This window comes from Granulicella sp. dw_53, assembly GCF_018449545.1.
Taxonomy (GTDB): domain Bacteria; phylum Acidobacteriota; class Terriglobia; order Terriglobales; family Acidobacteriaceae; genus Edaphobacter.
Map to the genome: position 1 here is coordinate 32,461 of NZ_JAAVUR010000020.1, position 20,108 is coordinate 52,568.

The window sequence follows — 20,108 nt, forward strand, 5'->3', positions numbered from 1 at the left end:
TCGATGCATCCTTCGATCACTTCCGTTAGTCTCAGCTCTACGCATAGCTTCAGCAAGGCGACGAAGACGTCGATTCGTCTGCTTGCTGGCCTCGGAGTTGAAGGAGATGCTCACATGGGAGCTACGGTGAGGCATCGCTATAAGGTTCGCAAAGATCCTACGCAACCGAACCTCTGTCAGGTCCATTTGCTGCAGCATGAACTTCTGGACGAGCTCCATCTCGCCGGGTTCGAGGTAGAACCGGGGCAGATGGGCGAAAATGTCACCACGCGGGGCCTCAATCTCATCGCGCTTCCGACGGGGACTCGGCTGGCGCTGGGCGAGAGCGCGGTGGTCGAGGTTACAGGGCTGCGCAGTCCTTGCTCCCAGATCAATGGGTTTCAGGCTGGGTTGATGAAGGCCTGCTTCGGCCTAGACGCTCACGGCAAGAAGGCTCCGCGGGCTGGGATTATGTCCATCGTGATCGCTGGCGGTGAGGTGCGGTCAGGCGATTCGATCGGCGTTGAGCTTCCGGCCGAGCCGCATCGTGCGCTTGTTTGCGTTTGATGACAGACGCAAGTAAAAAGCAAAGACGAGAGAACAGTCGTTCCGGCTATTTTTTGACATGCCGCAAGCCATGCCCTTAACGGGACAAGCATTTGAGCGAGGATGCTCCTTGCGGGGCATCTGTCCTGCCCGATAGACTCGCAGAAGTGTTGAATCCCCACCGACTTATCTTCCGACCGCTTCTCGACTCTCGCTGCTGCGTTCTTGCGCTCTCTTTTCTTCTTTTCACTGCGGGGTGCCGCCGCAATGCCTTCCCCGATGTTCCGGATGGTTATCGCGAGTTCGCTTACGTGGCGAACAGCGGGGCGAACACGGTGAGCGTGCTCGATCTGGTGTATCTGCGGGGGGACCGAACCCTGCAGGTGGGTCTCAATCCGACGGGGCTGGCGGTCAACCCTGTGCGGAACGAGGTGTATGTGGTCAACACCCAGTCGGGGTCGGTGTCGGTGATCGACGCGACGACCAACCGTGTGGTGGCGACGATCCCGGTGCATCGTCTGCCTTACTTCATCTCGGTCGAGGCGTCCGGGCATCGCGCGTTCGTCGCCAACTCCGGCTCGAACACGGTGAGCGTGCTGGACCTCGATCGGCGGCGGGAGATCGCTGTGGCCGGCACAGGAGAGCTGCCGGGAATGGCGGTTATCTCGCCGGATATGCGCTCGCTGGTAGTGACAAATCGGGGCAGCGGAAGCGTCTCGATCTTCGAGGTCGCGCCATACGACGCCAAGGCCTTCGGAGCCCACTTGCTACGGTTCCGCGCAGCGTTCTCCGGTTGCCCGGGAGCGACCGACGCGGTGATTCTTCCGGACTCGGCCAAGACCTTTGTGGCCTGCTCAGCGGGGCACCAGGTGATGGCGATCAGTCTCGCTGCGGAGCCGGGTTCGTGGCCGGCGCGGCAGGATTCGGCTGCCTTGACCGACCACCTGCTGACGTTCCTCGACGTCGGGCTGCATCCGGTGCATCTGGCGATGAAGCCGGATGGTGGCGAGATCTTTGCCGCGAACTTCGGGTCGGACTCGATGTCCGAGATCTCCACCTGGACGAACGAGGTGAGCGGGACCTTCCCGATCGGCGACAAACCGGTGCGGAGCATCGTCAGCGGTGATAACACCATGCTCTGGGTATCGAACTTCGGTGCCGACTCCATCGGAGTCTATAGCATCGACGACGGGCATCTGGTCTCCAGCGTCCGTACCGGGTCGGCCCCGGATGCGCTGGCCTTCTCGGCGGATGAGCACCTCCTGCTTGCAGCAGATGCCCACTCAGGCGATGTCGCGGTGATCCGGACCCAGGGGAAGACCAGCGCCACCTTGTTCACCATGCTTCCTGCTGGCGGGCGTCCCAGTAGCGTGGTGGTGAAGTCGTTTACGTTGCCCCGTTAGATCTCTCCCTTGGGATATTTGGCGTAAGTGGTTTTATTTATGGATTTGGCTGACCCGCTTGCATGGGTGGGCCGACGAGAAAGCAGCCATAGCTGGCGGCGATCTCCAGGGTCTTATCTGCGGGGCTGTCGCGTATGGTCTCGATGCATCTCTCGAAGCCTCCAGGAGTCAGAACGACCAGCAGCCGACTCGGTGCCTCTGATATGTTCAGCCAGCTATGCCGGGCTCCCTTCGGAACGGTGACGCTGGTGCCGACCGGCGCGTCGATGAGCTCGTCTTCGATCAGGATCTGATACCTTCCCGCGATGACCACGAAGTGCTCCTCTTCATTGCGGTGCAGGTGGACGGGCGGGCTGCAGCCGGGAGCCGCGACAGATTCGACGACCGCGTATGCGCCGTGGGTCTCTGCGCTGGAGACGCGCACGGCGATCCGTTCTCCGGCGGTTCCTTCGTGCCAGGTTCCTGTATCGGTGCCTATCGGCAGAGAGGATGTTTTGTCGCTCATGCTCGATCCATTCTTGTAGTGCGCATCGAATGTCGGGGCGCTACAGTTCGAAACTTAACAAATCCTAGTAAGGGGAACACTGGAGGTGCGGGTCTATTCCTGAATTCCATACCCAGAGGACTCGAACTGAGACGGCTCTACGTTGTGGAGAGCCACCAGCCAGGACCGGAGCACCAGCAGGTATCGTCGGGCGTGTCATTGCGGTGCAGGGATTTTATTTTGCTCCAGTTTTCGTTACGAAAGGCTTCAGTTAGCCTTTGAGCTGTGGTCTCGATCCTTGCGCCGACGCATGGGACGAACTGGGCCTGCACGAGAAAGCTGGCAGCGTAGGTGTGATCTTCTTGTCTGGTGATGAGGAGCATGGCTCCTGCTCCGGCTGCGGGTGTCATGGGGAAGAGGAGTCGCCCGTTGGGGCGGAGGGCGTCGAGCCAGGCGCTGAGGGGTTCGGTCGCTCCGGCATTGACGTAGAGGATGTCGCATGGAGGCAAGGGTCCTTCTGTGCCGGATCTTGCGTGCAGAATGACCTGGCGGAGTGGGGCCAGATTGGTGATGGCGCGTTGCGCCAGCTCCGGTTCGATCTCGTATCCGTCGACGGTGCCTGAGTCGCCTACCAGCTTTGCAAGAAGCGTTGTGTAGTAGCCAGTGCCTGCTCCGATGTGGACCACTTTTTCTCCCTTCTTTGGAGCGAGTGCGGCGATGCAGAAGGCGTGGAGGGTCGGTTGGCCGTTGTTGAGAGGTGCATCGGTGCCGAGGGAGACTACGACGTCCTGGTAGAGGAAGGTCGGATCGTCGGAGAGGGTTGCTATGTAGCCGACGGGGGTAAAGATCTTCCAGGGTGGAGGGCCTACGAACTGTTCGCGGGGCGTCGAGGCAAAGGCGGCTGCGAGTTCGCTTCCGGGCGGGATGCCGGCGTTGGCAGTGACCAGGTTGGCGAAGAACTGTCGGTGGGCTTGGAGATTTTCCGGGGTGGTCGGCATAGGGGGTATCGGGGTCGGATTTATTTTGCACTTTTGGGGTTGGGGTGTCACCCACACAAACTCTCACCTCCGCAAACCGCCCGGGTGCCCCACCCTTTTTGCAGCTTCATCGCAAATAGGGTGGGGTATCGTGCAAAGCACGACCGCTTTCCCATCCCAACCTCAACCGCCTCGGGAACGGAGAACAACCGTCCCTCCACCCCACCCCAAGCGCCCGGGTGCCCATCCTTCGCGCCTTTGTCTCTAGCGAAGGGTGGGAGGTAGAATCCTTCCCCGAATCGTGGCTTTCGATCGTTTGTTGTCCGGTTTTAGAAGCTGTGTTGGCTGGTGGGCTGTTTGGCGGTGGTGGCTTTCAGGGTGAGGGTCGCTGGGGGTACGCCGGGAGCAGATGCGGTGATGGTAATCGTGCCTATGGGGGCAGTGGCGCGAAGCAGGGCCAGGGCAGTGCCGTTATAGACAGCATGGTCGGGGGATTGGAAGGGCTCGTGGTCCAGGAGGTTCCCATTGTCGGTCGCAAGAATGGTGGCTGGGCCAGCGGTGGTGAAGTGGACGACGGTGGTAGTGTCGGGGACCGGAGTTCCGGCGGCGTCGACGAGGGTGGCGGAGACGTAGGTGATGTCGTTCCAATCAGGGGTGAGGGTCTGGTCTTTGGGTGAGGGAGCCAGTGGGTTCAGAGCGGTGGTGAGCAGGATGCGGGTGGGCTTGCCGGCGGTGCGGAGGGTGTCTTCGGCCACGACCCTACCAGCGGTGCGGGCGACGGCTTTGAGGACGCCGGGGGCGTAGGGAACCTGGAAGGTGATGGGAGTGGCGTCCGGGTGGAGCTTTTGCGTGCCGAGCGAGGTCTCGTTGAGGAGGAGTTCGACCTCTTCGGCGTTAGTGTAGACCTCGATATTTTCCGTGTGCGGGGATGAGTTGGCAGGGGTCCAATCCAGGACGAGAGGCTGGGTAAAGCGTGTGGGAGCGGGAGCGTTGGGTGCTTCGTAACCAGGGTCGGTGGGGGACTTCTGAGTGATGGCGACGCGGCGGGCGATCCGAACCATGGGGGTCTCGCTCCACCAGGACTGGCGCTCGTAGGCGCGGGCGCGAGGAAGAGAGGTGGTGAGAAGAAGGCCGGAACCGGAGCCGATGGCGGGCCATTTGCCGGCTTCGCCGAGGTAGTCGATGCCGGTCCAGAGGAACTGGCCGGAGTACTCGGCGTGGTCGCGCATGGCAACCCACTGGTTGCGGTCGTGGGTATTTTCGGTGCCGACGATGGAGCGGGTGGGCTTGTCGGCATGAGCCTTGAGGATCTCGTTCTCGCGGTAGTTCTGGCCGATGACGTCGAGGAGGTCGGCGAGGCCGTTGTCGTAGTCGTGGGAGACGTTGGGGCGGAAGAGGGCCTGGGTGACGGGACGGGTTGGGTCGTATTGGTGGAAGGTGTCGACCAGGGACTTGAGGATGGGGATGGCGATGTCGGGGTGAGGCGTGTCGTGGATCTCGTTGCCGGCGGAGTAGAGGATGATGCTGGGGTGGTTGCGGTCGCGGCGGACGGTGTCGGCGGTGTCGCGGAGGGACCACTCTTTGAAGTAGAGGTGGTAGTCGTAGGGGTTCTTGGCGACGGTCCAGGCGTCGAACATCTCGTCCATGACGAGGAAGCCCATGCGGTCGCAGAGGTCGAGGAACTCAGGCGCAGGCGGGTTGTGGGCGGTACGGATGGCGTTCACGCCGAGCGCGCGCAAAGCGGTGAGCCGCCGAGCCCACGCGGCGAGAGGCACAGCGGTGCCGAGGGCTCCGACGTCAGTGTGGAGGGCGGCTCCGTAGATCTTGTGGTGAGTGCCGTTGAGGAAGAAGCCCTGGTTGGGGTCGAAGTGGAACTCGCGGATGCCGAAGGGGACTTGCTCATCGTCGATGGGCTTGTTGTTCGCCTGAAGCGTTGCTGTAGCGGTGTAGAGGGCGGGATGGTCGAGGTCCCAGCGGTCGGGGTGCGGCAGGGTGGTCTCGACATCGAGATCCTGGGTGGTGTGGGGCGCGAGGGTGGCGGGCCGGCTCGCGGCGATCAGGCTGTGGGTGCCCGATGGTGAGGTGAGGTCGGCGGATAGGGTGATGGTGGCAGGAGAGTCGGAGTCGTTGGCGGCGGTGGCACGAATGTGGATGGTCGCTTGATCGCCGGAGACTTTCGGAGTGGTGACGAAGGTTCCCCAGGGAGCGATGTGGACGGCTGCGGTGGTGACGACACGGACGTGGCGGTTGATTCCGGCTCCGGGGTACCAGCGGGAGGCGGGTTGCCGGGAGTTGTCGGCGCGGACGGCGATGAAGTTGATGCCTGCGTGGAGGTGCGGGGTGAGGTCGTAGTAGAAGCTGGTATAGCCGTAGGGGTGGTGGCCGAGAAAGGCCCCGTTGCAGTAGACGTCGGAGTTGGCCATGACGCCGTCGAAGACGATATAAGTGCGCCTGGTGGGATCGAGCTTCGGCAAATCGAGAGTCTTGCGGTACCAGGCGACGCCGGTGGGGAAGAAGCCTCCGGCGGGGCCGCTGGGAGCGGTCTGGGAGACCGGGCCTGAGATCGCCCAGTCGTGGGGCAGGGTGACGGTCTGCCACTGTCGGTCAATAAAGGCGGGGGATTTGGCTTCGAGGTCGGCGGGATCAGATTGCGAGAAGCGCCAATCAGTGTCGAAGGCCTGGATACTACGGGGCGAGGTCGGCGCGGGTTTGGCGGCGAAGGTGGTGCAGGAGAGCGATGCGGCGAGAGCGAGGACCGAGAGGGTGCGGGGCATGAGCTTCTCCGGAGAGCGGTGGAGACGAGATGAGGGCCGCCCAACTGTGGACGGCCCTGGGAACAGACTACAGACAAGCTACTTCGGGGTCGTGGTGGGAGTCGGCTTGGTGGGGTTGAACTTTGCCGCCAGCTCCGGAGTAGAGAGAACCTCAGACGGGTTAGGATTGGAGGCCTTGTCGACCTCGACGCCGAAGACGTAGCTGGTGCCGAACATGTTGCTGGTGAAGAAGATGAGCTTCTTATCGGGCGAGAAGCGGACGTTAGGCTCCAGGCGGTAGTTGTGGTGGGACATGTTGACGAGACGTTCGGAGTGGAAGACGCCGGGCTGCCAGAAGTCGGGTCCGTTGAGGGCGCCTTCACCGGCGATGGTCTTGGGGCGGAAGAGCTCGATCCACTCGCCATCGGGAGCTTTGGCGACTTGTCCAGGATCGCCGCCGTCGCCGGTGAAGAGGTCGAGGTCGCGGGTGAGGTTGAAGTGAATCGACCACTCGTTGCGCTGCATGTGGTACGCCGTGCGTTTGCCGTCGGCGAGGTTATATCCGGCGAGGAAGAAGTCTTCGCCCTTGGGATACTGCCAGTCGTACCAGATGGTGGTGCCGTCGAGACCCCAGAACTCGTGCCCGGCGATCTCCATGGCCATGGTGCGCTTGTGGATGAGGGTGTTGTGGGTGCCGTCGGTGTGGATCATCCAGATGCGGTCGACCTTCTGCCAGGGGCCTTCGTGGCAGTACATCAGCAGGGTAGGATCGTTGGGCGAGAAGAGCAGGTGGTTGACCCAGTCGGTGGAGTGGAGGAGCTCCGTGACCTTGCCGGTCTGGAGGTTGATGGTGAAGAGGACGAGCGGGATGCGGGCGGCGAGGCGAGCCTCCATCATCTGACCCTTGTTCTCAGCCTGGACCAGAAAGCCGGGCTGGGTAGGGGGCCGTGTGCTCTGCGCGGCGGCGGCCGTGTTGGCCGGGGTTACAGGCAGGTTGCGGCCGAACTCCTTGTTGTAGTCCGCCTCGTTCTCCATGAAGGTGCCGGCGGCCAGGGTCTCGTCGGCGTTGACGGTGGCGATGGAGGCCCGGGCGGGCAAGGTGGCGAGCTTAGTGATCTCTCCGCTGTGGAGGTCAGCCTTGTAGACGGTGCTGAGGTGGGTCTCCGGGTCGGTCTTGGTGAAGAAGACGCTGTTGGTCTTGTGGCCTACAACGACGGTGTGGACCCCGTTCCGTCCGGGCGGTGCATCGGCGGCGGCGGGCGGGTTGGAGACCAGCAGGCGGGTCTTGTGCGTCGCCAGGTCGTAGGTGTGGATCCCGGCGCGGCTGTTGTAGACCATGAGCTTGCCGTCCGGGGAGTAGGCGTTGACGTTGAAGTAGAAGCCGGAGGAGCCGGGCTCGTCGGTGATGCGGATGACGCGGTGGCCGGTATCCTTGTCGACCCAGGTCTTTGGCGGGGCAGGGGATTGCGCGAGGCTGGAGGCGGCGGCGAGGGCCAGGGACGCGAAGATCACTGTGGGGCGGATGCTGGGGGCCATGCTGGTGCTCCTGATGGTGGACCTGAGTTGAGTGCTGCGGAGTTCGGAACTTTGGGCGGCGTCTGTGGCACGCGAAGACTTTATACACTGCGCAATGTGCAATTGGGAAATAATTCCCGTCTCGGATTTCCGGGATGGAGTGGCCAACGGAGGCGATGCGTTTTACGATAGAAGATATGACTGAGACTGAAACTCTGGACACTCCAAGCGCGTCGGGACACGCGACGAAGTACACACGGAACAACCCCTACTTTTCCACGGTGACTTATAACGAGCTGCTGACGGGCGAGGGATCCGAAAAAGAGACGCGCCACGTCGAGCTCTCCCTCGAAGAGGGCATGACGTATACCCCCGGAGACGCGGTGGGAATTCTGCCAGAGAATCGTCCCGAGGCAGTAGCGGAGACGCTGACGGCGCTGGGCTTCAAGGGCGACGAGCGCGTTCTGGACCACTACAAGGTCGAGATCAGTCTGGAAGAGGCTCTGCGGACGCGGTTGCAGATCGGCAAGCTGGCGAGAGGCAGCGTCACACAGTTGGCGAAGCTGGCTCCCGAGCTCGAGGGGTTGAAGGTGATGGTCGGGCCGGAGAACAAGGCTCGCGCCGAGGAATACTGCTGGGGACGAGAGTTTGTCGACCTGGCGACGGACTTTCCAGGAGTCGTCAAGGAGCCGCAGCAGTTGTTCAATATCCTGTCACGCTTGACGCCACGGATGTACTCGATCGCGTCGAGCCAGGCGATGCACAAGGACAACGTGCAGACGACGGTGCGTGTGGTACGGTACGAATCGCATGGCCGCGACCGGCAGGGCGTGGCAAGCGGGCATCTGGGCGACCGCGCCAATACGGGTGTGTTGATGCCGATCTTCCTGCATGCCAACAACAACTTCCGTCTGCCGGAGGATACGTCGGCCCCGGTCATCATGATCGGACCGGGAACCGGGATCGCCCCATTCCGTGCGTTTCTCGAGGAGCGGCAGGCTACCGGACAGCCCGGCGACAACTGGCTCTTCTTCGGCGAGCAGCGCGAGAAGATGGACTTTCTCTACCGGGAGCAGTTCCTGGGAATGCACAAGGACGGCGTCCTGACCCGTCTGGATACGGCGTTCTCCCGCGATCAGCACGCCAAGATCTACGTGCAGGATCGTATGCAGGAGCGCGCAGCGGAGCTGTTCGAGTGGCTGGAGCGCGGAGCCTACTTCTACGTCTGCGGCGACGCGACCCGCATGGCGAAGGATGTGGAACTGGCGCTGCTGGACGTCATTGCAAAGGGCTCGAACGGAACCCTGGAGCACGCAGCCGAGTATCTCGCGACCATGAAGAAGCAGAAGCGCTACCAGCGCGACGTGTACTAGAAGCCTGAGATCGTACTTCCAAGGGCCGGAGGCTTAATTGCCTCCGGCCCTTTTCGTTTCTCCTGCTAGAGAGGTGGAGAGTGGCGGTGGAACTGGACGGGGCGGGGACCTCGTCCATGGTGCCGAAGATCGGTAGGAGGCGAGGATACGAGCTGTCCGCTGTTGCCGAGGCTGGACGTATGGGAGTAGGGCAGCAGCCGATAGCCGTGATCGGGACCGCATCCGGTGACGATAGCGGAAGTGGCGAGAAGAACGGCGGCTGGGATGGCTTTGCGAGCTCGTGTCGGGAGAGAGGCACTCATCGGAATCTCCTGAAAATTTGCACTCCGTTGAGTGCAAATGGATGCGATCGCTTTTCGTTAATCTAGACGATCTGGGTCGAATTCGAGTTGCAAGGCGCTTCTTAATATTTCGGCGCGTTTCAGAATGGCTTTAGCGGACTGCCTGGGGTCTAAACGCGGTGATAGTCGGGCCGCCACTCGGCAACGCTTTGCTTGATGGCCTTCGAGTCGAGCTCCTGGCTGACGGCGCGAAGGGTCAGCGCGGGAAGCTCCTGGTTCGAAGCGAAGCGCAGGGCGATGAGCTGCGAGGGAGTGAGCTGGGAGATCTTGGAGTGCTCGGAGGACGGGAGCAGGGAGGCGAGGCGGAGACGCTCCTCCAGGCAGATGACCCGGTCCTGAGCTTTGAGGGCGAAGGCGCGGGAGCGTTCGGCCATGAGCAGGAAGACGACGGACATGACGATCCACCAGAGATGGCGAGCGAGGTCGACCGATCCCTGGTGGACGGCGGTGTAGATGCTGTAGCCGATGTTCAGGGCGAGCAGAGGGACGATAACAAGATGAAACTGGGGATCGATACGGGCGTGGTTCTTGAAGGTTTGTGGGGCGGACATGTTCTTCCTTTCGGGTGCTGTGCTGGCAGAAGTTTTCCGGTGGGGAGAATCATACAGGGCCTGTCGATTGGTGCCAGGGAAGGTGCATGGCGAGGCGCGAGCGTTTAGGCTGGAAGGATGAGTAAGAGCATAGGTGGAGTGAAGAAGCAGCGCATCGGAGTGCATGTCGGCACGGCAGGCGGGAGCTGGACGGCGGTGGAGCGGGCAGTGGCGGCAGGGGCGAATACGTTCCAGTTTTTCTCGTCGAGTCCGCGAAGCTGGAAGGCGGCCGCGGTAAAGCCTGAGGACGCGAAGAAGATGCTGGACCTGCGGGCGAAGCACGACGTGGGGCCGGTGGCGATCCATGCCAGCTATCTGATCAACCTGTGCAGCCAGACGGAGAGCGTGCGGGTAAATGCGACGGCGGCGTTTCGAGGCGAGGTGGAGCGGGCGCTGGCTCTGGGCGCGGAGTATCTGGTGCTGCATCCGGGAAGCTGGAAGGGCCTGACGCGAGAGGAGGGTCTACGGCTGGCGGCCGCCTCCATCGAAGAGGCGATCGACGGTCTGGCCTGGCAGGGAAAAGACTTTCGGATTCTGATCGAGAATACGGCGGGAGCGGAGTTCTCTCTGGGCGGAAAGCTGGAGCAGGTGGCGGAGCTGGTGGAGACCTTGAAGCCATGCGCTCCAGTGGGGGTCTGCCTGGATACCTGCCATGTCCATGTGGCCGGGTACGACATCGTAACCCCCGAAGGATACGAGGAGACGATGAAGCTGGTAGGAGAGACGGTGGGCTTCGAGGCGGTGAAGGTGTGGCACTGCAACGACGCGAAGGCCGAGAAGGGATCGAAGCTGGACCGGCATGAGCACATCGGCGAGGGGACGATCGGGGCGGGGGCGTTCCGTCGGCTGCTGCGCGATGCACGCTTCGGCCACGCGGTCTTTATTGCGGAGACGCCGGTGGACAATCCTGGGGACGAGGCCCGGAACGTAGGGGTGTTGCGGACCTTGGCGGCGGGGTGAGGGTGTGGCGGCGTCGATGTTAGAGGAATAGGACGGTCAGCCGATAGAGCTAATAGCGGAGTTGGCGCACGCCGGTAATGCGCGGGCGAATCGTCGTTGGCGAAAGGGCAAGATCGATGTCTCTGATTCAGACCTGTAAATGCGAAGAATGCGAAATGCAGAAGTCGTTCGCGAACCACTGGGTGATGCTGTACGAAAAGAACGGCAACCTGGTGATTCTGCCAAAGTGGGATCCGAAATTAATTCGGCGTACGCGGCACTTTTGCGGGCGGGCCCATGCGAGCCGGTATGTGGAGCGCTGGATCGGGAGTCTCGCGCTGGCGATGACCTCCGATGCGTCCATTGAGCCTGGGCCGCAGAAGACCTGGCAGCCTCAACTGGTCTCGCAGGTCATCTCGGACGAAGAAGACGAGGCCACGGCGCTGGAGTTGGCGGCAAGGTACGGCTGAGGTGAGGGCGATTGTTGCTCTGGCGTGGCTTCTCCGATAAATTTCGATGTTTTTTGCGGGTCAAGGCTCATGTTAGCGATGGATCTGCCGATGTGGTGCAGTACGGATGCCTCCAATCCGGGGAGCACCCGCTATTGATAAGGAGAGCGACTTGACCCGCTATCGGATTTACCGCAATTCGGCAGGGGATACCACCTATATCTCCGCGTACGACGTGAGGGAACGCCAGAATCCCCAGGAGTTTCCAAGTCTGGATATCGCGCTGACCGCCTTGAGGCAGGGCGGCATCCCGGAGTATGAGATCAGGCGGGTAAGCAAGGAGCTGGCCGCGATCAACGGAGCGATTGTGCAGGTTCCGGAGTCGATCGAATTTGTTTGAGCTTGGCGCCAGCCCGAGGGTTCCCGGGCGACGATAAGGAACACTTCAGTGTGCTTGGAGCACTGATAAAACCCATGTTTGAAGGCTTGTCGGTTTGGAGTTGGTGCGGAGTTCTTTACAATCGGATGATATGTCCGAGATTTTGATCAACGAGAGCGAACGGCAGGGACGCTATACCCCTGCGGAGATTGAACCAAAGTGGCAGGCGCGGTGGGACGCGGATGGCGCTTTGTATGCGGCCGAGGGGCATGACTCCGGGAAGCCGAAGTTCTATTGCCTGGAGATGCTGCCCTATCCAAGTGGCCAGTTGCACATGGGGCATGTGCGGAACTACGCCATCGGCGATGCGCTGGCGCGATTCATGTGGATGCGCGGGTACAACGTCCTGCACCCTATGGGCTGGGATGCCTTCGGGTTGCCGGCCGAGAACGCCGCGCTGAAGAACAACACTCCTCCCCGCGAGTGGACGCTGACCAACATCGCCGCCATGCGCAAGCAGATGCAGCGGATGGGGTTGAGCTACGACTGGTCCACAGAGGTCACGACCTGTCTGCCGGACTACTACCGCTGGAACCAGTGGATCTTCCTCAAGATGTTCGAGGCCGGGCTGGCCTACCGCAAGAAGAGCAAGGTCAACTGGTGCCCGGAGTGCCAGACGGTTCTGGCGAACGAGCAGGTGATCGACGGCTGCTGTTGGCGGCACGAGGACACCATCGTCGAGCTGCGCGACCTGACCCAATGGTTTTTGCGAATTACCAAGTACTCCGACGAGCTGCTGACCGGGCTGGACAAGATGGACGGCTGGCCGGAGAAGGTCCGGACCATGCAGCGCAACTGGATCGGGCGAAGCGAAGGCACCTTGGTCGACTTCGCGGTGGACGGCGAAGTCAAGGCCGAGGGGTCTACGGGCGACTTGGCGAAGATCACCGTCTTTACGACCCGTGTCGATACGATCTTCGGCGCGACGAGTGTGCAACTGGCTCCCGAGCATGCGGTGGCGAAGGCATTTGCGGCGGCGGACGCATCATTGGCCGCGCAGATAGAAGAGTTGCTGGAGCAGCAGAAGAGGGCCCGCGAGGCCGGAGATGTCGGCGCGATCGAGAAGCATGGCATCCCGACAGGGCGCTTTGCGGTAAATCCGTTCAACGGCGAGCGTGTGCCCATCTGGGTGGCAAACTACATCCTGGCGGACTACGGGACGGGCGCGATTATGAGCGTTCCAGCGCACGACGAGCGGGACTTTGAGTTCGCCCAGAAGTACAGTCTGCCGGTACGCCGTGTGATCGCTCCGAACGTGGACACCGACGCCGCAGGGTTGGAGCTGCCCTACACCGGCGAGGCCGAAGCGGTGCTGATCGACTCCGGACAGTGGACGGGCGAGGCTTGCCTGGAGGCGCAACAGAAGATGGCGGCCTTTGCCGCAGAGAAGGGATTTGGCACAGCCACAGTCACATACCGCCTGAAGGACTGGGGCGTAAGCCGCCAGCGGTATTGGGGCACGCCGATCCCGATGGTGTACTGCCAGCAGGGCCACGAGGGGTTGGAGCCGGGCGGCGTTGTCCCGTTGCCCGAAAGCGCACTGCCGGTCGAGCTCCCCCCACAAGTAGAGATTACACAGCAGGGCGGCTCTCCACTGGGACGCGTTCCCGAGTTCGTGAACACCGTCTGCCCCGTCTGCGGCGGCCCTGCCCGGCGCGAGACGGACACGATGGACACCTTCGTCGACTCCAGCTGGTACTTCTACCGCTACACGGACGCGAAGAACTCCACGGCTCCCTTCTCCAGCGAGAAGGCAAAATACTGGTTCCCGATCGACCAATACATCGGCGGAGTCGAGCACGCAATTCTGCACCTGATCTACTCGCGCTTCTGGACCAAGGTGATGCGCGACCTGGGGCTGATCCAGAACGACGAGCCCGCCGCCCGGCTGTTTACGCAGGGAATGGTCGTGAAGGACGGCGCGAAGATGTCCAAATCGCGCGGCAACGTAGTCAGCCCGGACCTGATGATCGAGCGCTACGGCGCGGACGCGACGCGGATGTACGCGCTCTTCGCTGCTCCGCCGGACCGCGACCTGGAGTGGCAGGAAGAAGGAGTCGCCGGAATCAGCCGCTTCCTGAGCAGGGTCTACCGGCTCACCATCAAGTACAAGGACGCGCACACTGCGGCAAATACGCTGGCCTCGCAGTCGGTCGCAGGCGAGAAACTGCTGCGCAAGCTGCACCAGACCATCGCCAAGATCACCCAGGACTTCAGCGGCCGCTGGCACTTCAACACCTGCATCGCGGCCATCATGGAGCTGGTGAACGAGGTGCAGTCGGCCGAGGCGGCGATGGACTCCGGCGAGGTGCCCACAGCCACCGTCGCGGAGGTCTTCCGGACGCTGGTGCTGCTGCTCGCTCCGTTCGCGCCCTTCGTCTCGGCGGAGCTGTGGGCAGAGATCGGCGGCCAGGGACAGGTCTTTCGAACCCCGTGGCCCGTCGCAGACGAAGCCATCGCACGAGAAAGCGAAGCGGAGATCCCAGTGCAGGTTAACGGCAAGCTGGTAAGCGTCGTGAAGGTTCCCGCAGGCAGCGAAGACGCCGTGGTGAAGGCAGCCGCGCTGGCCGATGCAAAGGTGATCGCAAGGATCGAAGGCAAGACCGTCGCCAAGACGATCCTGGTCCCCGGCAAGCTCGTAAACCTAGTGGTGAAATAGGTGGCCACTCAGGTGAACGGCGGAACCGGCGTTCCGATCCGCGGAACGCAATCCCTCGTGCACACGCTGGCTCGATGCTGGCGGCAGCCCTCGCTCACAGGTCTGGAAGTGCTGTGGCGCTGGATCTTCGGAGTCCCCACGCTATGGGTGGTGTACGTGCAGATGCGCAGCATCCTGCTGCTGCACACCGACGGCACCATGGACGTAGCCCGCCTGGGCATCGACCGCAGGCTCACAGCCGATCCGGTCGGCGTAGCCGCTGCCGATCCGCTGGGCGTAACCGCCAAGATCGGCGAGGCGGTCGGAATCCTGCTGCCGGACATCCTCCATGTGGCGCTGTGGCTGGTGCCGGTGCTGATGGTCGTCTGGGTGGTCATCTCGTCCGTGGGACGCACGCTGATGCTGCGGCGGATGGACAAGGCCCTGCACACCCGCATCGGAACTCTCCTGGTCCTCCAGGCTGTTCGGATGCTGGCGCTCCTCGGAACCTTCGTGTTGTGGATCTACTGCCTGCGCTGGGTAGCGGACATAGCCGTCACACGCCCGATTACAGCCGGCCAGGAGCCCAACCTCGTGCTGTACTTCGCGCTGATGATTGTAGCTACCTTAGGCCTATTTTCCGCATGGGCAGTAGTGAGCTGGGCGCTCGCCGTAGCTCCCCTGGTAGCGATGCTGCGGAACGTAGGTGTCGGAAGCAGTCTCCAATCCGCATTCCGCCTAGGAGCACTGAAGTCGAAGCTGATCGAAGTAAACCTGGTCATGGGGATCGTCAAGATCGCCCTGATCGTCCTCGGAATGGTATTTTCCGCCACTCCGCTGCCGTTTGAGAGCGCGACAACGCCCGAGTTCCTGCGCGGATGGTGGATCGGAGTGACGATCCTCTACCTGGTCGGCTCGGATTTCTTCCACGTAGCCCGGCTCATGGCGTACCTGGAGCTCTGGCGGGCCTACGAGGAGTGAAAATTTTCTCTCCGTGCCAGACGCTAGTCGGCATCTGAATAGAGAAGTGAGTGCTCGCCGGCTCGCGCGGAGTGATTATGTCTTTCGGTATTTATGCGATTGGGTATCTGATTTTGATCATTGGAGTGGCGTATCTGGCGCACCTGATGCATATTCCCCAGTCTTATATCGTGGCCGGGGTCATTATTCTGACGGGCATCGGAGTCGTTACCGGAGTGCAAAGCACGCGGCACAAGGATCCGAGCTAGGGCGCACTGCGAGGAAGCTGACGCCGCACTCCCAACATTTACACTGGGAATGTGGATACCTCAACGATAGTCATTCTGGACTTTGGATCGCAATACACACAGTTGATTGCGCGGCGGATACGGGAGTTCAACGTCTTCTCCGTGGTGCTGCCTTGCACGGTCTCATTGGAGCAGATCAAGGAGCTCAACCCAAAGGGATTGATCCTCTCGGGCGGGCCCAGCTCTGTCTACGACGCCGACGCTCCCAAGGCAGATCCCGCAATGCTGACGATGGGTGTGCCAGTCCTTGGCATCTGCTACGGGCTGCAGTTCATCGCGCATCATCTTGGCGGCAAGGTGGAGCCGGCCCCAGCGCGGGAGTACGGACACGCGCAGATAACCGTGATCGCGGAAACGCCGCTCTTTCACAGACTGCCCCAGACGATGGACGTGTGGATGTCGCACGGCGACGAGGCCAAGGCCCTGCCGCCGGGATTCAGGCTGACGGCGCAGTCGTCGAACGCTGTGGCCGGAATCGAAGATGAGGCGCGACGAATCTGGGCGGTGCAGTTCCACCCGGAGGTCGCGCATACCAAGCAGGGAATGGAGCTGCTACGCAACTTCGTCGTAGGGATCTGCGGCACAGAGGCGGATTGGACGCCGGAGCACTTCATCCAGACCACGGTTGCGCGGGTCAAGGCACAGGTCGGGAACGGCCACGCCATCTGCGGACTAAGCGGAGGCGTGGACTCCTCCGTTGCCGCGGTGCTGGTGGCCAAGGCGATCGGCGACCGCCTGACCTGCATCTTCGTCGACAACGGCGTGCTGCGCAAGGACGAGTTCGCCAAGGTCCAGAAGACCATGCGCGAGCAGTTAGGCCTGAACGTCGTCGCAGTCGATGCGAGCGAGCGGTTCCTGGCCCGGCTGGCCGGCGTGACCGATCCCGAGCAGAAGCGCAAGGCGATCGGCAACGAGTTCATCGCCGTCTTCGACGATGAGGCGAAGCGCATCTTCGAGGCGGAAAAACACGACGGCGAGGACGTCGCCTGGCTGGTGCAGGGCACGCTCTATCCGGATGTAATCGAATCATCCAGCGTTCACGGCCCCTCGCACACCATCAAGAGCCACCACAACGTAGGCGGTCTGCCCGCGGATATGAAGCTCAAGCTGATCGAGCCGCTGCGCGATCTCTTCAAGGATGAGGTCCGGCGCATCGGACGCGACCTCGGCATGCCCGATGAGATCATCGATCGGCAGCCATTCCCCGGACCGGGACTCGCCGTGCGCATCCTGGGCGAGGTAACAGCGGAGCGCGTCGCAATCCTGCAGGAGGCGGACCAAATCGTCGTCGACGAGATCAAGCGCGCCGGACTCTACCGCAAGGTCTGGCAGAGCTTTGCTGTGCTGCTCCCGGTGAAGTCGGTCGGCGTCATGGGCGACCAGCGGACCTACGCCAACACCTGCGCGATCCGCGCGGTCGAGAGCGAGGACGGCATGACGGCGGACTGGGCGCCGCTGCCCTACGAGGTGCTGCGCACCATCTCCAGCAGGATCGTAAGCGAGGTGCGCGGCATCAACCGCGTCGTATACGACATCACCTCGAAGCCGCCTGGCACGATTGAGTGGGAGTAAGACAGCAGGATCGGTATACTGACCGCACCTATGCGACTTACTCCCCTGGTTTCGACGCTCTGTGCCGTCGTGCTGGCTTCACCTTCCGGTCTCGCCTCTGCGCAGGCGGCTAAGCCCCATCCTGCGTCCCCAACTGCGACTCCAGCCGCGTCCCCAACTGCGTCCAAGCCTGCGTCCTACATCATTCATCAGATCACCTTCCAGGGTTCGACGCCTTACACGCAGGCCGCGCTGGAGAGCGCCACAGGGCTGAAGGTGGGCTCGACGCTCACCGACGCAGGGTTGCAGGCGGCTGCGGAGCGGCTGGTCAATACCGGGGCATTTGCCGACGTCGGAGCCTCCCTCGACGGACCGATCAAAGCCATCAACGTCATCTTCAAGGTGCAGGCGGTCGGCCCGGAACATATGCTGCGGGTCAGCTTCGACAACTTCGTCTGGTTCACGCACGAAGAACTGGTAGCGGGCATTCAGAGCCGCGTTCCGCTCTTCAACGGCTCGATCCCCGAGGGTGGCACCGTGCAGGCCGCCGTCGAGGATGCCTTGAAGCAGATGCTCCAGGCCAAGGGCATCAACGCCAAGGTCTCTTCGCAACTGGTCGCTCCCGGTCCCGGGCAGCCCTTCCGTATGGCCGAGTACCGTATTGACGAGCCCAGCATCCGCATTCGGCACTTCGACGTAGCGGGTCTTCCCCCAAAGTTCGAGCTTTCGACCGACAAGGTAGTCCGCAAGCTGATGGATTCGCCCTACAACGATGGCCTGGGCAACGGCCTCTCGGACCGCATCCTGGAGGACTATCGGAACGCGGGGTACCAAGAAGCAAAGCTTATCGACCTCAAGTCAACTCTTGCCGTCTCTACCCCCACCCAGGTGGAGGTCGATGTGACGGCGACGCTGCAGCCGGGCGAGGTCTACCGCCTCTCCAAACTGGTCTGGGCCGGGTCGCCGCAGATGAGCGCGGAGGCCTTCGCCGCCGCTGCCAAACTGCATCCCGGAGACATCGCCTCACAGCAGGCTCTGCAGGAGTCCCTGGAGGGCCTCGACGCCGCCTACCGCAGGCAGGGCTATATGGACGTAATTCTGGACGCCGTTCCCAAGCTCGATTCCGCGGCGCATCAGGTCTCATACACCGTGACCGTGATTCCCGGGCCGCAGTACAAGCTGCGCAGGATCGATGTGCACGGACTCTCGCTCGCGCAACGGAAGCAGTTTGACGCAGCCTGGAAGCTCAAGGCCGGCGACGTCTACAACGCCGGATACGTGAAGGGCTTTCTAGCCAACAACACCGCCCTGCCGACCTTGGCCGGTCTCTCGGCCTCGTTCAAGGCGAACGAAGATCCCGAGGCCGCATTGCTGGATCTTGACGTCTCGTTCTTCAAAGATCCCGGAAAGTAGCTTGTCTCGTAAGACAGCAAAAAGCCGACCCCAAGAGGTCGGCTTTGCTATTGGTAGTGCCCAGAGCTATGCCAAGGTTAGAGGCCGACCTTGGAGTGCCACGAAGTGGCAGCCTTCAGGGCGTTGTTGACGTTGGTGATGTTCTCGACGCCGGTAGTGTTGAGCCAGTCCTCGAAGGCCTTGGGGCCCTGCTTGGCGAAGATCGGAATGCCGTCCTTCCACGTCGCTCGTCCACAGAGAACTCCGTTGAACTTGGTGCCGGACTCGCCCGCGAGCTCGAGAGTCTCAATAAACACCGGGTTGGAGACCCCAGCCGAGAGGTAGATGAACGGCTTATGCGTCATGGACTCGGCATCGCGGAAGTGCTGCAGAGCCTCGGCCCGTGTGTAGGCCTTCTCGCCCTTGAAGGAGCGCGTGCCTTCGACGTAGCTCATCTCGATGGGGACCTCGACCTTGAGCACGTCGACGTTGTAACGCTCCTTGCCGAACTCGGCCATGGAGCCCGAGACGATCTCCGGCTTCTTGAGCGCGTAGGCCAGGGACTTCTCATCGCTCCCCTCGGCGTCGTACCCGACGAACTCCAGGAAGAAGGGGATGTCGTGGTACATGCACTCGTCGCCAATGCGCTCGATCCAGGCCTGCTTCAGGTCGTTGATGTGCGTCTTCTCGTAGGGGCTGTAGTACAGCAGGATCTTGATGCAATCGGCTCCCGCCTCCTTGAGGCGGCGGACGCTCCACACGTCGAGCAGATCTGGCAGACGGCCCGGAGTGGCGGCGTCGTAGCCCGTCTTCTCATAGGCCAGCAGAAGGCCCTTGCCGTTGCGGTGCTTGGAAGCAGGCAGGCCATACTCAGGATCGAGCAGAATGGCGGAGGCATGCTTGGTGAGAACGCTGGTGACGAGGGTCTTAAACTCCTCGAGATCGTGGGCGTCGGCGGCGGCTCCGCGCTCCTTGGCGAGGGACTTCTGGAGGGAGCCGCGCTGGTCCATGGCGGCGGCGGCGATGACACCGTTGGCGTTCGATACGGCGTTCAGCCCGGCAAGTTTTCCTGGGGTCAGCTTCGGCATTCGAGTCTTGTCTCCTGTTTCCTTGAGTGAAGCGTACACGCCGGATTTTACACAGCGAAGGATGTGTTGGTCAGATTCTGGCGATTATCGGCGACCTCATGAGGCTGGTCGACCGCGGACAAAGACGGTAGAGACAACAGCAAAGACAACAGCGTAACAGTGATTCAAGGAATAACAACTGATAAGAGCCGGTGAGGAAAAAGCTTAACACCGATCTCCACCGAAACCACCGATCTTCGCTACAGGATGCTCCGGCTTTTCCACTCTCCCAGCCTCAACATCCCGGGTGCCCCATCCTTCGCGCCTTTGTCTCTAGCGAAGGGTGGGAGGTAAACATTCCCAGCCGGGAGCCTCTCTTCACAAAGACCACCATCACGCCCAAG

The 20,108-nt window shown here is 62.0% G+C and carries 18 protein-coding genes; 11 read left to right on the forward strand and 7 right to left on the reverse strand.

Translation table 11 applies throughout. From position 1 onward, the window contains the following. Positions 1–3: 3 nt before the first annotated feature. Positions 4–546: an MOSC domain-containing protein gene (locus HB393_RS22290; RefSeq protein ID WP_213807422.1), complete on the forward strand. Its 543-nt coding sequence runs from the start codon at positions 4–6 to the stop codon at positions 544–546. A gap of 149 nt (positions 547–695) precedes the next feature. Then, entirely contained in the window at positions 696–1,928 is a 1,233-nt protein-coding gene (locus HB393_RS22295) for a YncE family protein (protein ID WP_218624046.1), read from the forward strand. 37 nt (positions 1,929–1,965) lie between these two features. On the opposite strand, the gene HB393_RS22300 is transcribed toward HB393_RS22295, so the two are convergent. From HB393_RS22300 to HB393_RS22315, 4 genes are all read right to left on the reverse strand, one after another. Next, positions 1,966–2,433, reverse strand: coding sequence for a cupin domain-containing protein (locus HB393_RS22300; RefSeq protein ID WP_213807423.1), 468 nt, complete (start codon positions 2,431–2,433; stop codon positions 1,966–1,968). Positions 2,434–2,570: 137 nt separating this feature from the next. Further along, entirely contained in the window at positions 2,571–3,410 is an 840-nt protein-coding gene (locus tag HB393_RS22305) for a protein-L-isoaspartate(D-aspartate) O-methyltransferase (RefSeq protein ID WP_213807424.1), read from the reverse strand. Positions 3,411–3,718: 308 nt separating this feature from the next. Next, positions 3,719–6,163, reverse strand: coding sequence for a glycoside hydrolase family 2 TIM barrel-domain containing protein (locus HB393_RS22310; RefSeq protein ID WP_213807425.1), 2,445 nt, complete (start codon positions 6,161–6,163; stop codon positions 3,719–3,721). Between the two features lie 78 nt (positions 6,164–6,241). Beyond that, the gene (locus tag HB393_RS22315; RefSeq protein WP_213807426.1) at positions 6,242–7,678 is read right to left on the reverse strand and encodes an oligogalacturonate lyase family protein; all 1,437 of its coding nucleotides are present in this window, start codon (positions 7,676–7,678) and stop codon (positions 6,242–6,244) included. Between the two features lie 176 nt (positions 7,679–7,854). Between HB393_RS22315 and HB393_RS22320 the strand changes: the two genes are divergently transcribed. Beyond that, positions 7,855–9,030, forward strand: coding sequence for an oxidoreductase (locus HB393_RS22320; protein WP_213807427.1), 1,176 nt, complete (start codon positions 7,855–7,857; stop codon positions 9,028–9,030). Between the two features lie 65 nt (positions 9,031–9,095). On the opposite strand, the gene HB393_RS22325 is transcribed toward HB393_RS22320, so the two are convergent. Both HB393_RS22325 and HB393_RS22330 read right to left on the reverse strand, forming a co-directional pair. Beyond that, positions 9,096–9,332 (reverse strand): hypothetical protein, encoded by a 237-nt coding sequence (locus tag HB393_RS22325; protein WP_213807428.1) that lies wholly within the window; start codon positions 9,330–9,332, stop codon positions 9,096–9,098. A 149-nt stretch (positions 9,333–9,481) separates the two neighbouring features. Further along, positions 9,482–9,922 carry a DUF6526 family protein gene (locus HB393_RS22330; RefSeq protein ID WP_213807429.1) on the reverse strand — a complete coding sequence of 147 codons (441 nt, stop codon included), beginning with the start codon at positions 9,920–9,922 and terminating at the stop codon, positions 9,482–9,484. Positions 9,923–10,039: 117 nt separating this feature from the next. On the opposite strand from HB393_RS22330, the gene HB393_RS22335 reads away from it, so the two are divergent. From HB393_RS22335 to HB393_RS22370, 8 genes are all read left to right on the forward strand, one after another. Then, positions 10,040–10,921: a deoxyribonuclease IV gene (locus tag HB393_RS22335; RefSeq protein ID WP_213807430.1), complete on the forward strand. Its 882-nt coding sequence runs from the start codon at positions 10,040–10,042 to the stop codon at positions 10,919–10,921. Positions 10,922–11,076: 155 nt separating this feature from the next. Then, complete coding sequence (locus HB393_RS22340) at positions 11,077–11,370, forward strand: hypothetical protein (RefSeq protein ID WP_213807431.1); 294 nt, start codon at positions 11,077–11,079, stop codon at positions 11,368–11,370. A 151-nt stretch (positions 11,371–11,521) separates the two neighbouring features. Further along, entirely contained in the window at positions 11,522–11,749 is a 228-nt protein-coding gene (locus HB393_RS22345) for a hypothetical protein (protein WP_213807432.1), read from the forward strand. 130 nt (positions 11,750–11,879) lie between these two features. After that, entirely contained in the window at positions 11,880–14,447 is a 2,568-nt protein-coding gene (leuS, locus tag HB393_RS22350; RefSeq protein ID WP_213807433.1) for a leucine--tRNA ligase, read from the forward strand. Beyond that, positions 14,448–15,407 carry a hypothetical protein gene (locus tag HB393_RS22355; RefSeq protein ID WP_345945378.1) on the forward strand — a complete coding sequence of 320 codons (960 nt, stop codon included), beginning with the start codon at positions 14,448–14,450 and terminating at the stop codon, positions 15,405–15,407. It abuts the gene before it with no gap. A gap of 77 nt (positions 15,408–15,484) precedes the next feature. Then, positions 15,485–15,655 (forward strand): hypothetical protein, encoded by a 171-nt coding sequence (locus tag HB393_RS22360; protein WP_213807434.1) that lies wholly within the window; start codon positions 15,485–15,487, stop codon positions 15,653–15,655. 51 nt (positions 15,656–15,706) lie between these two features. Next, positions 15,707–17,266 carry a glutamine-hydrolyzing GMP synthase gene (gene guaA, locus HB393_RS22365; RefSeq protein ID WP_213807435.1) on the forward strand — a complete coding sequence of 520 codons (1,560 nt, stop codon included), beginning with the start codon at positions 15,707–15,709 and terminating at the stop codon, positions 17,264–17,266. Between the two features lie 30 nt (positions 17,267–17,296). Beyond that, the gene (locus HB393_RS22370; RefSeq protein ID WP_213807436.1) at positions 17,297–18,658 is read left to right on the forward strand and encodes a POTRA domain-containing protein; all 1,362 of its coding nucleotides are present in this window, start codon (positions 17,297–17,299) and stop codon (positions 18,656–18,658) included. A 77-nt stretch (positions 18,659–18,735) separates the two neighbouring features. Here HB393_RS22370 and HB393_RS22375 read toward each other — a convergent pair whose 3' ends face one another. Continuing rightward, positions 18,736–19,725, reverse strand: a complete 990-nt coding sequence (locus HB393_RS22375; RefSeq protein ID WP_213807437.1) for a tagatose 1,6-diphosphate aldolase — start codon at positions 19,723–19,725, stop codon at positions 18,736–18,738. Positions 19,726–20,108: the final 383 nt, after the last annotated feature.

Excerpts from the sequence above, each read along its gene's own strand:
- HB393_RS22375 (WP_213807437.1), bottom strand. The coding sequence starts at position 19,725 with ATGCCGAAGCTGACCCCAGGAAAACTTGCCGGGCTGAACGCCGTATCG.
- HB393_RS22325 (WP_213807428.1), bottom strand. The coding sequence starts at position 9,332 with ATGAGTGCCTCTCTCCCGACACGAGCTCGCAAAGCCATCCCAGCCGCC.
- HB393_RS22300 (WP_213807423.1), bottom strand. The coding sequence starts at position 2,433 with ATGAGCGACAAAACATCCTCTCTGCCGATAGGCACCGATACAGGAACC.
- HB393_RS22315 (WP_213807426.1), bottom strand. The coding sequence starts at position 7,678 with ATGGCCCCCAGCATCCGCCCCACAGTGATCTTCGCGTCCCTGGCCCTC.
- HB393_RS22340 (WP_213807431.1), top strand. The coding sequence starts at position 11,077 with ATGCAGAAGTCGTTCGCGAACCACTGGGTGATGCTGTACGAAAAGAAC.
- HB393_RS22335 (WP_213807430.1), top strand. The coding sequence starts at position 10,040 with ATGAGTAAGAGCATAGGTGGAGTGAAGAAGCAGCGCATCGGAGTGCAT.
- HB393_RS22320 (WP_213807427.1), top strand. The coding sequence starts at position 7,855 with ATGACTGAGACTGAAACTCTGGACACTCCAAGCGCGTCGGGACACGCG.
- HB393_RS22370 (WP_213807436.1), top strand. The coding sequence starts at position 17,297 with ATGCGACTTACTCCCCTGGTTTCGACGCTCTGTGCCGTCGTGCTGGCT.
- HB393_RS22360 (WP_213807434.1), top strand. The coding sequence starts at position 15,485 with ATGTCTTTCGGTATTTATGCGATTGGGTATCTGATTTTGATCATTGGA.
- HB393_RS22310 (WP_213807425.1), bottom strand. The coding sequence starts at position 6,163 with ATGCCCCGCACCCTCTCGGTCCTCGCTCTCGCCGCATCGCTCTCCTGC.
- HB393_RS22305 (WP_213807424.1), bottom strand. The coding sequence starts at position 3,410 with ATGCCGACCACCCCGGAAAATCTCCAAGCCCACCGACAGTTCTTCGCC.
- leuS (WP_213807433.1), top strand. The coding sequence starts at position 11,880 with ATGTCCGAGATTTTGATCAACGAGAGCGAACGGCAGGGACGCTATACC.
- HB393_RS22290 (WP_213807422.1), top strand. The coding sequence starts at position 4 with ATGCATCCTTCGATCACTTCCGTTAGTCTCAGCTCTACGCATAGCTTC.
- HB393_RS22330 (WP_213807429.1), bottom strand. The coding sequence starts at position 9,922 with ATGTCCGCCCCACAAACCTTCAAGAACCACGCCCGTATCGATCCCCAG.